Source organism: Candidatus Desulfatibia sp. (genome assembly GCF_036446775.1).
In the GTDB taxonomy this organism is placed as follows: Bacteria; Desulfobacterota; Desulfobacteria; order Desulfobacterales; family UBA11574; genus Desulfatibia_A.
Window position 1 is genome coordinate 1 of the sequence record NZ_JAZFTO010000212.1, and the last position, 10,396, is coordinate 10,396.

Sequence of the window (10,396 nt, forward strand, 5' to 3'; positions counted from 1 at the left end):
ATCGGCTGCTGCCCGGCGTAAGCTGGGCGCTTTGCCGGTCCGCATGATTTCACGCTTGAGATAGCTTAGAAATCCTTGCTGCTTTGCCGTTAGTTCGGGTTGCATAGGGTCGGTCTCCATTCAAGCGGATATTTCATGAAAATTTTTCATCCGTCAGGCGCGTTAAATATTCGGTTAAGGGTTAGGGTTCAGTGTATTCCATACTAATACGAGCAAATGTAAATGTCAATGTAAATATTATTGTACATTTTGTATATCAAAAGAGGCAGCATCTTTTGATTTAGACAGGATTTACCCCGTTAAATAGGCTTCGCATTTAACGGGACAGGCTGGAAACCGAGAAAGCAATAAATCTTGTCGAATATAAAACTACAATTAAACCCACTAAGGGCTTGTGCCGTCGCCATAGCGGCCGGGGCGCGTCGGTGACTGCGTACTCTGTGAGATATAAAAAAACCTTGTCGGGCACTAATAAACTTGTTTAACCTCCTCAATTAACTGCTAATTCAGATAACTCCAAAAAAAAAATTAAAAAAAGGCTAAATGTTTTTAGTCAGGTTGTCGATATAGTATTGAACCTAAAAACGATTTGCTAAAGGGCAAACCTTTATCGAAAGATAGGGACGCAAAGCTTCCGGTCTAAGTCACGCAAGACGTGATAAGACAGCGGGGCTACTAAGCTTAAGGATAAGTAGCCCGCTTTCCTTTTGAGAAGCGGGTTTTTTATTCTAGCCTTCCAAACGAAGTAAGATTCGCTGAAGGGCAAACCTTTCGAAAGATAGGGACGCAAAGCTACCGGTCTAAGTCCCGCAGGGCGGGATAGGACAGCGGGGCTATAAAGCTTAGAGATAAACAACCCGCTTCCCTTATTTTACGAAGCGGGTTTTTTATTCGAATCTTTCAAAAAGAAAGGAGTTCGTTATGCAAATCACAAAATCATACTTCAACTGAAGTTAACCAAGCTTCCAGTTCTTCTGGGAGTGATCAGGGATCCGGGGGTTTGGTTAAAAGGAGGGTAAATGTTTAATTCAATCAGAAAGCAAAAAATGTTAACCTTGAATTGCCTTATAGCCATTCTCTTTACCTGGATCTTTTTGAGTGCCTCTGCCATAGCGGGTGACATTTATGGGACCTACCAATTAGTCGAGAAGGAATTTGTGAGAGCATCCGGCCAAAAGCATAACAGGACTGTTTCGGTATGGATGAAAAACAAGGATATTATAAATCCTTCATATAAATTGACAATGGTTAAAAATAACCGGCACTATGCACGTATTGAACACGATAAAAAACTCCAGGATAAGGGTGTAATGTTAGCCGGTGATCATTCTCAAAAACAAGATGATAAAAAAGTGTTAGGGGTCTATCGGCTGGACCAAAGTAATTTTGCAAAAGTATCCGGCAAGGTATATAAGAACAATGTTTTTGTGTGGTTGAAGAAACCTGAAACGTCAAAACAGGAAATAAAATTAGTAAAATCAGGCAACAAAATCACTATCGTACATGTTGATCGCCAGCAGAAGGATCAGCATAATCAACTCGCTGATACATCTATAAGAAAGTAAACTTGAGCTTTATTTTTTTAGACCCCAGTACGATCTGCCGGACCTACGGGGCAGGCAGGATTTACAAGATCTTCAGGATTTAATGGTACGGGGGTGGAATTTGAAAACTATTCCACCGGGGTGAGAGATATAAAAGACCCTCTCCCCTTATCTAAATCTACAAAGGCCCCGCTTTAAAAGGCGGGGCCTTTTTTGTTCGATGAAAGCTCTCCGTGTGTTTAAATATCCAGGGCTTCTTTTTTTCTGTATACCATACCTTGAAATGTGGCGACCAGGTTATTGCCGTCGTCGGTTACGTGGATATCATAGGTAGCAAGTTTTGGGTTTATAGAGACCTCTTTTGCTTCTGCAAACAGCGTCCCTGCTTTTACAGCTTTTAAATAAGAAATGCTGACGTTGATTCCCATGGCAACGGTTCCATGAGAATTTGAGGCAACGGCAAAAACTAAATCTGCCAAAGAAAAGATTGCGGCACCGTGAACTGTCTTTACGCCGTTCAAATGGTGCTCCTTGATTTCCATTTTGGCTTTGGCTTTTCCCTCTGAAACCTCCAATAGTTCAATTCCAACATACTCTGCGAATTTATCATTTTCAGTAAAGAATTGTTTGATTTTTTCCATTTGCCAGCACTCGCTTTCTACAATTGACGGATATAAAAATTTCTAATAAATTGTATAGCAAATTTCTTGAATTAAAACAATCTGATATTATAACTGGAGCCTTCTGCTGGCTATATGCTGATGGGGTAAGGAATACGCTCGCTGCTGCATTTCAAGCCACCCCCTAATAAGAGCGGGGGTAGGTCGTTGACCGGACTGCTTCACGCAGTGAAGCACGGCCTGCAAGGCAGAGTCCCGCTTTAGGGTGGGGAGCTTCACTAAATCGGCTGATGAAATTCTGGCCGCAGTTCTTAAATTTCAAGGGCTACAATCCAGCAATTAACGTCCCCAAAATAGACATTATTAAAACCATAATCATGAAAATGCAATCTAATATTAAATCAACGACTTTATTGAACATAATACCCACCAAAATCAACGTAGTTACTGTTGAAAAACTCTTGAGCTTCTTCAACAGAATCGAATAATATCCAGTCTCTCTTAACGGTTCTACCGGCCTGTTTCCGTATTCTTTCGATAGTTGTACTTCCGTGATACTCGTAACAGTCCTGATAATTAGTGTAAAATTCATATCTTGTCATTTTCTCGGCCCTCCTCTAAATCTTGCGAAACTATTAATTTTGAAAGATAAATACTGGATATCATAATGCCGGTTGCTTTTTATGCTTATTGCTGTTTATAAAAATGCTTCAAAGTTTATCTAAATGAACATAAATGGCAAAAAAATTTACCTGAATTCCCTGCAAATCCAGATTACCTTCCCAATAATACGAACACTATTTATTTCACTGGCTTGCAGGTATATGGGAGCGTAATCCTTGTTGTCACTAAGCAGAACAAGCTTATTGGGATGTTTTTCCAACCTTTTGACCATTATGGTATCATCAACGCCAACAGCGTAGACAGCCCCTGCCAGGATGTCTTTCTGAGATTCATCTATAAGAATGGTGTCTCCATCTTTTAACTCAGGCTCCATGCTGTTACCAAAGATATCCATTAATACCATATTATTTATGTTGCCCTTGGTTGTTAACCAATCCTTGCGGAAGGCATAGTAACCTTCAATCTCCGATCCGACTTCAAAAGAACCTCCGCCCGCACTCAGCCTGGCTCTAACCTTCGGTATGTTTTGGAACCTGGAATCATCGGGGGTCGATTTTTTTAGAAATGTCGGCCCGGATCCCGATTCAACCCATTCAGGACTTAAACCAAATATTTTATATAACTTAAGTATCCATTTGTCAGGAATAGAACCCTTTTTTCTGGCTTGGGTAATTGCCGATCGATTTATGTTCAGGGCGGAAGCCAGTTCGGTTTGCGATGTCATCCCGGTGGCTTCAAAAACCCTTTTTAGAAAGGATTCGAATTGAGTAGAGGTCATATTTTTCACCCGATTAATGTGAGACCTTTCCAAAACGTCCCCTTTTGCCCAATTTATGCGTCAGACTCAGATTTTAATCCTCGAAATACTCTATGTATTCCTGTGGTTAAAATCTTCGTCTTCCTTGAACTTGAACAAAATTGAACATTTTTCAAAGGTCTCATGAATGAGTTTTTAATTATGTTCAAATAAATAAACACATAATTATATATATTGCAACACTTTTTTTAAAAAAAATGAAAAAACTCTGTTTGGAACAATTTCACTTAGCCATCTATAGTTGAATTCATGACTTTTTACGAGATCATCAAATTTCTCAAGGTACTAAGATTGACCTGATCATAATCTTTGCCGTCGTGCTGCTTGGGGGTTTCAATAATCTTGGGTATATCCTGGAATCTATGATCGTTCATGAACAGTTCGAACGCTTGCAGGCCGATACATCCCCGCCCGATGTGTTCGTGCCGGTCCACCCTGGACCCAAGCTCTTTTTTGGAATCATTTAAATGGATCAGATCAAGATGCCCGAGCCCTGCAACGGCGTCGAAAATGTTGATGGTTTTTTGGTAGGCAGACGGCGTTCTGATATCGTAGCCCGCTGCAAAAATATGGCTGGTATCCAGACAGAATCCGACGGCGTCTTTTTTTTCGACCTTATGCATAATTGACGCTAACTGTTCAAAGGTGTGGCCTACGCTGGAGCCCTGGCCGGCGGTGGTTTCGAGGAGAAGACGTGTTTTTAAATCAGAAATATGGTCCAAGATTCGATTGATACTTTCAGCGATGCGGCGGATACCATCATCTTGGCCCCTGTCCATGTGGGAACCGGGGTGGAGTACAACAAAGGGGATGTTGAGCATTGAAGACCTGACAAGCTCCTGTTCCAGCGCGCGGCAGGAACTTGTATGTTTTTGCTTTTCAACGGCTGTCAGGTTGATTAGGTAAGACGTGTGGGCGGCGATTGCCGTTATCCCGGTTGCGGCTCGGGCCTGTTCGAATTGATCGATTTCATCGGGCATCAGAGATCTTTCCTTCCAGGTCTGGGCGTTTTTGGTAAATATCTGCAGCGCCGTGCAGCCGTGAGCCCGGGCCTCATAAAGGGCGTTGTGCAGACCCTTGACAATCGAAAAATGAGCTCCCAGCAGAGGCGTGGATTTAATAGTCTGAGCTTTTTTCATTTCCATTATTAATGGGAGCTTTTGGTTAAGGAGCCCCGTTTGATAACGTTTTTCCCATACTTTGCGGTGATTGAATCTACGGTTTTATCTACTTTTTCCCAGCTACCATTTTTGCTTTTTAAATCTTTAAAGAGGCTCATTTGGGCTGGTGCGGAATCAGCCCGCAGACCGGAGGCTCCAACACCGATAAGCCTAATTTTGGTTTTCATCCGATATTTATTGAGCAGCCTGGACGCCGTCTGATAAATAGTCTCCGAAGACTGTGTCGGCACCGGCAGAGTCGTACTTCTGGTTACCTGTTTAAAATCGGCATGTTTTATCTTCAGGGTAACGGTTTTGGCTTTTACGCCCTCTTTTCTAAGTTGACGGGCAACCGATTCGGCCTGCTCCAGGATATAATTGTTGAGCACTTTTTTATCGTCGATATCTGACAGCAGGGTCTCTTCGCTGCTCACTGATTTTCTCCGGCTGATGGTCATAACCGGTGAATCGTCCAGGCCGGCGGCAAGCTCCATTAGCCTGCGACCGAACTTGCCAAGCCGCTTCAAGAGCGATTTTTCCGGGTATTTGCTGACATCGCCCAGACTTTTTATTCCCATACGCTCAAGCTGCTTGAGTGTTGTTTTGCCCACACCGGGCACTTTGTAAACAGGAAGTTTTTCTAAAAAATGCGAAACCTGCTCCGGCATGAGAATGGTCAGCCCGTCGGGTTTTTCCAGATCGGAGGCAATTTTGGCGATAAACTTGCCGGGACCGACTCCCACCGAGCATGTCAAATTGACGGTAGCTTTAATTTTTTGTTTGATAAGGGCGGCGATTTCGCGCGGCTCACCGTGAAGCCGGCTGCAGCCGGTGATATCCACGTAGGCCTCGTCGATTGAGACAACTTCAACACGTGGAGAGAATTCGCGGAGCAGAGACATGATTTTTTGCGACACGGCTTTATAGCGCTCCATCCGGGGACGGATAAATGTGCCCCGGGGGCATTTTTGCCGGGCCTGATACATGGGCATGGCGGAATGGATTCCGAATTTCCGGGCTTCGTAACTGGCGGCCGAGACCACGCTGCGGTTGGACAGCCCGCCTATAATCACACATTTTCCCTTAAGACGGGGATTGTCCAATTGCTCCACCGAAGCATAAAAGGCGTCCATGTCGATGTGCAGAATCATGGCGGCGTGTTACGTGTTTCTTATGGCGTGGTTTAGATCACAAAGGTCTTAATAAGTTGCATCATATTAATAGACAAAATATGATCTGGCAATCATTATATAAAATCGCTAAAGCGATTTTATATTAAGCGGCTCTGCCACGCTGAAGCCCTTTTCCCAGAGGTTATTGAGAAGTTACTTAAAATGTACGGAAAGTCACATTTGATGATCTCATTTAAGGTGTCATTTTTGATAGAAATGCAAAATAGCGGTTGATATTCTTTCGAGTAACGCATAACAAATGACTTTCAATCGAGCGTTATCGCTCAATTAGGGTATATTGTGTTTGTGGTGAGAGTTATAAGAATTTTAGCCCGCCGCAAGGCAGGGTAAACCTTTCGCTTATTAGATCCCGTCCCGCTTTCAGCGGGGCGGGAGTTTTATAAAATCGTAACACGATTTTATGTGGAAAATGGGAAAATGATAACTTTATTAGATTATGGTGCCGGCAATGTTAGAAGCGTCATAAATGCGATCGAGAGTCTGGGTGAATCCGTTAAGGTTGTCTCCGATACCAGTGATATAATATCTGCTGAAAAGCTGATTTTCCCCGGCGTGGGCAGTTTCGGCAGTATGATGCGGATTCTGAATCAAAAAAATTATGTTGAGGCTTTAAAAGATTATTTAACCTCAGACAGGGCCTTTCTGGGCATATGTTTAGGGCTGCAAGCTTTGTTTGAAACAAGCGAAGAAGCCCCCGATATCAATGGATTGGGCTTAATTTCAGGGCATGTCAAAAGGTTTGATATTGATCTTTCCGTGCCTCATATCGGCTGGAACGGCATCAATATAAAAAAGCCGTCCCGGATATTCAACGGACTGGGGGGCAGCGAAAAATTTTACTTCGTGCACTCATTTTATGTTGCGCCGGAGGACGATTCGGTTATTTTAACAACTACCAACTATGGTTTGGAGTTTGTCAGCAGTATTCAAAGAGGCCGTATCACGGCAACCCAGTTCCATCCGGAAAAGAGTGGAGATGCCGGCATAAAAATATTAAAGAATTTTCTTGAGGCCGGCGATGAAAAAAAGGCCTCCGGTTTTGTTTCACAAGAAACCAGACTGGCCAAAAGAATAGTTGCCTGTCTGGATGTCAGGTCCAATGACCAGGGAGATCTAGTTGTTACCAAGGGTGATCAGTACGATGTCAGGGAAAAGGGAGAGGTCCGAAATCTCGGCCAACCGGTTGAGCTGGCCGGAAGGTATTATCAGAAAGGTGCCGATGAGATTATATTTCTCAATATTACCGGGTTCAGAGATTTTCCCCTGGAAGATATGCCTATGATTGAAGTATTAAAACAGACTTCTAAAAATGTTTTTGTTCCCTTGACCATCGGAGGAGGGATCAGAGATTATACTGATAAGGACGGCAGAAAATATACTGCTCTGGATGTCGCTGCTGAATATTTCAGATCCGGTGCGGACAAGATTTCCATAGGAAGCGATGCCGTTCTAATTGCCGAGGAGTATTTAAAAACAGGCGTCAAAACGGGTCAAAGTTCCATTGAGCAAATATCCGAAGTGTACGGAGCACAGGCGATTGTGGTTTCAATCGATCCCAGGAGAGTTTATGTAATGTCGCCGGATGAGGTGGACCACCAGGTTATCGAAACCGCAGAGAAAGGTCCCAATGGTGAAACCTATTGCTGGTATCAGTGCACCATCAAAGGGGGCAGAGAGGGCCGCGACCTGGATGCCGTAACCCTGGCGCAAGTTTGCGAAAAGCTGGGTGCCGGCGAGATACTGTTGAATTGCATAGATAAAGACGGCACCAATTCAGGTTTTGATATTGAGCTGATAAATGCTGTTGCCGGCGCGGTAACAATTCCGGTAATAGCGTCAAGCGGTGCCGGTTGCGCGGAACACTTTTATGAAGTATTTGCAAAAACAGAAGCAGAAGCCGCACTGGCAGCCGGCATATTCCACCGAAAGGAAGTTTCTATAGCATCTGTAAAAGATTATCTGAGCGACAAAGTGGAGATCAGGCCGTTTATCAAGAAGTGAACCAGTAAAATTGTCCCCTTCCAGGGTAACCAAAGCCGGGTCCTCTGAGCCCGTCGAAGATCCCGTTAGCGAGGGATTCTTTTTTAGATTGATTTGAGCCTACCACCGTGATATGTCCCGCGCGGAAATAACAGCTTTTTAGCCCAAAATAGCGATTTTTTTCAAGCTAGCCGACTATATTTGAACTGTAAACAGCGAGCGCCAACCCTGCTTCATTGAGACCTTTGAAAAATGTTCAATTTTGTTCAAGTTCAAGAAAGGCGAAAATTTTAACCACAGGAATACATTGAGCATTTCGAGGATGGCGCTAAAGGTTGCGCCTTACGGCTTGAAAAAATGCACTTCGTGCAAAATGTTGAGTCTGACGCCTAAATTGGGCAAAAGAGGACGTTTTGCAAAGGTCTCTCGCTTACAGCGGGACCGCAGGGAGCTTTAAATAAAACAACTATGCCTCAAGAATACATTGTACTGATTATCGGTTACATTTTTGGGTTTTACATGGCCTGGAACATCGGGGCCAACGATGTCGCCAACTCCATGGCACCCGCAGTAGGCGCCAAGGCGATTACCATTCGCCAGGCAATATTTCTGGCCGGGATTTTGAATATCATCGGTGCTACGTTTATCGGCTCCCATGTTACCAACACCATCCGCAAGGGAATCGTCTCGACTGATATCATGACCGATCCGCATTTGGCTCTTATCGGGGCGCTTTCGGCCTTGTTGGCGGCAGCCCTGTGGGTCAGTTTCGCTACCTGGAAGTCTTTACCGGTTTCGACAACCCACTCGATTGTGGGGGCCATGATCGGTTTTGGCATCATGGCCGGCGGATTTTCGGTCATCAACTGGCCTAAGCTTGCTGCTGTGGCGGCAAGCTGGATCATTTCTCCGGCATTAAGTATTGTTATCGCTTATTTAATGTTTAAAATTATTGTAAAGTTAATTCTATCTCAAAAGGATTCTTTTTCTCTAGGGATGAGGCTATCACCGTTTTTTATCGGCATAACCTTTTTTGTAATTGTACTGTCGTTTCTGTTTAAGACCCCGCTGGGCAAAAAACTGGCTCTTGGAAACATAGCCGCCCTGATAGTGGCATTTATTTTAGCTGTCATTTTTGGATTTGTCGGGATGATGATTTTAAAACACTTCATTAAAGACAGGCAAGCCGGTGCCGAAGCGATTTTCAAGCGCATCCAGATTGTAACAGCCTGTTACCTTGCATTAGCACAGGGGGCAAACGATGTGGCCAATGCCATCGGTCCCCTTGCGGTTATTTATTTCCTGGTCAAAACCGGCAGTGTCGGCGCCGAAGTCCCGGTGCCCTGGTTTCTCCTGTTTTTTGGGGGTATCGGAATCGCCTGCGGAATCGGTATGGCCGGTCACCGCGTTATGGATACCATGGGCACAAAAATTACCGCCCTCAGCAATACACGCGGTTTCTCGGTTGAATTTGCGGCGGCAACGACCGTCCTTGTGGCCTCAAAAATGGGCCTGCCGGTATCGACCACCCATGCGGCCGTCGGCGGTGTACTGGGCGTGGGCCTTGCGCGCGGAATTGAGGCCGTTAACTTTGCAATTGTTTATAGAATTATGTTATACTGGATTTTGACCGTACCTGTGGCGGCCGTTACCAGTATGGCCATTTTTAAAATACTTCAATTCATTTTATAAAAGGAGATGGCGATGCGAATTCCATTTCTTTCAATGTTTATGGTTTCACCGTTTGAAGGCCTTCAGGAACATGCGGAGAAGGTGAAGGAATGTGCCTGGGCGTTTCAACAGGCCATCGAGTGCCATATTGCCGAAAAATGTCTAACCTTTGAAGAACTCAGACAGGATGTAATCCGGCTGGAAGACGAAGCCGATGCCATCAAGCGCCGTATCCGCGGCCATATGCCGAAAGGGACCATGATGCCGGTCTATAATTTCTTGATATTCAACTACTTAAGAGAACAGGATCAGGTTCTTGACTCCGTGGAAGATACTTTAGATTGGATCTCTTTTAGAAGCAAACCGGGAATTCCGGCCGAGCTCGCCAAGGACTTTATTCTGCTGGTCGATGCTGTGATTGATCCCATCGAAGACTTGGTCACGATGGTATTCGAGGCCAGGAAGTACTTCAAAAATTATTCCGAAAAGCAGCGCGTCGCGGTTAAGAAAATAATCCATACCCTGCGTCGCAAAGAACATGAAGCCGATAAATTAGAGGACATTATTAAACAAAAGGTCTTTAACATGGAGACCGATGCCGTCACTATTTTTCATATGGTCCGTCTGGCAGAAATCATCGGCTCCGTAGCGGATCATGCTGAAAATGCCGGCGACATGATGCGAGCGATGCTTTCAAAATAGAGCAAAGAAATGCATATGTTGGCTTTTTGTTATTAGTGAATCGTTAATTCTGTTCATGGCAAACTTGCCGGCCTGGAGGATCTTT

General features: G+C 44.3%; 9 protein-coding genes and 2 riboswitches. Of the genes, 4 read left to right on the top strand and 5 right to left on the bottom strand.

The window, feature by feature from the left end:
- Window positions 1–588 precede the first annotated feature (588 nt).
- Window positions 589–680: riboswitch (cyclic di-GMP riboswitch) on the top strand.
- A 71-nt stretch (window positions 681–751) separates the two neighbouring features.
- Window positions 752–841: riboswitch (cyclic di-GMP riboswitch) on the top strand.
- 178 nt (window positions 842–1,019) lie between these two features.
- On the top strand, window positions 1,020–1,565 hold the full coding sequence (locus V3S16_RS10170) for a hypothetical protein (RefSeq protein WP_413884578.1): 546 nt from the start codon (window positions 1,020–1,022) through the stop codon (window positions 1,563–1,565).
- Window positions 1,566–1,783: 218 nt separating this feature from the next.
- Here the strand turns inward: V3S16_RS10170 and V3S16_RS10175 are convergent, their stop codons facing one another.
- The 5 genes from V3S16_RS10175 to V3S16_RS10195 form a co-directional block, all read right to left on the bottom strand.
- Complete coding sequence (locus V3S16_RS10175; protein WP_413884579.1) at window positions 1,784–2,185, bottom strand: PaaI family thioesterase; 402 nt, start codon at window positions 2,183–2,185, stop codon at window positions 1,784–1,786.
- 389 nt (window positions 2,186–2,574) lie between these two features.
- Window positions 2,575–2,766 (bottom strand): hypothetical protein, encoded by a 192-nt coding sequence (locus V3S16_RS10180; RefSeq protein ID WP_413884580.1) that lies wholly within the window; start codon window positions 2,764–2,766, stop codon window positions 2,575–2,577.
- Between the two features lie 146 nt (window positions 2,767–2,912).
- On the bottom strand, window positions 2,913–3,566 hold the full coding sequence (locus V3S16_RS10185; protein ID WP_413884581.1) for a LexA family transcriptional regulator: 654 nt from the start codon (window positions 3,564–3,566) through the stop codon (window positions 2,913–2,915).
- A 296-nt stretch (window positions 3,567–3,862) separates the two neighbouring features.
- The gene (locus V3S16_RS10190; RefSeq protein ID WP_413884582.1) at window positions 3,863–4,750 is read right to left on the bottom strand and encodes a deoxyribonuclease IV; all 888 of its coding nucleotides are present in this window, start codon (window positions 4,748–4,750) and stop codon (window positions 3,863–3,865) included.
- Between the two features lie 2 nt (window positions 4,751–4,752).
- The gene (locus V3S16_RS10195; protein ID WP_413884583.1) at window positions 4,753–5,916 is read right to left on the bottom strand and encodes a DNA polymerase IV; all 1,164 of its coding nucleotides are present in this window, start codon (window positions 5,914–5,916) and stop codon (window positions 4,753–4,755) included.
- 459 nt (window positions 5,917–6,375) lie between these two features.
- Here V3S16_RS10195 and hisF point away from each other — a divergent pair, with 459 nt between their 5' ends.
- The 3 genes from hisF (at window position 6,376) to V3S16_RS10210 (ending at window position 10,311) form a co-directional block, all read left to right on the top strand.
- Window positions 6,376–7,959, top strand: a complete 1,584-nt coding sequence (hisF, locus tag V3S16_RS10200; RefSeq protein ID WP_413884584.1) for an imidazole glycerol phosphate synthase subunit HisF — start codon at window positions 6,376–6,378, stop codon at window positions 7,957–7,959.
- 447 nt (window positions 7,960–8,406) lie between these two features.
- On the top strand, window positions 8,407–9,630 hold the full coding sequence (locus V3S16_RS10205) for an inorganic phosphate transporter (RefSeq protein WP_413884585.1): 1,224 nt from the start codon (window positions 8,407–8,409) through the stop codon (window positions 9,628–9,630).
- A 12-nt stretch (window positions 9,631–9,642) separates the two neighbouring features.
- Window positions 9,643–10,311, top strand: coding sequence for a TIGR00153 family protein (locus V3S16_RS10210; RefSeq protein WP_413884587.1), 669 nt, complete (start codon window positions 9,643–9,645; stop codon window positions 10,309–10,311).
- Window positions 10,312–10,396 lie beyond the last annotated feature (85 nt).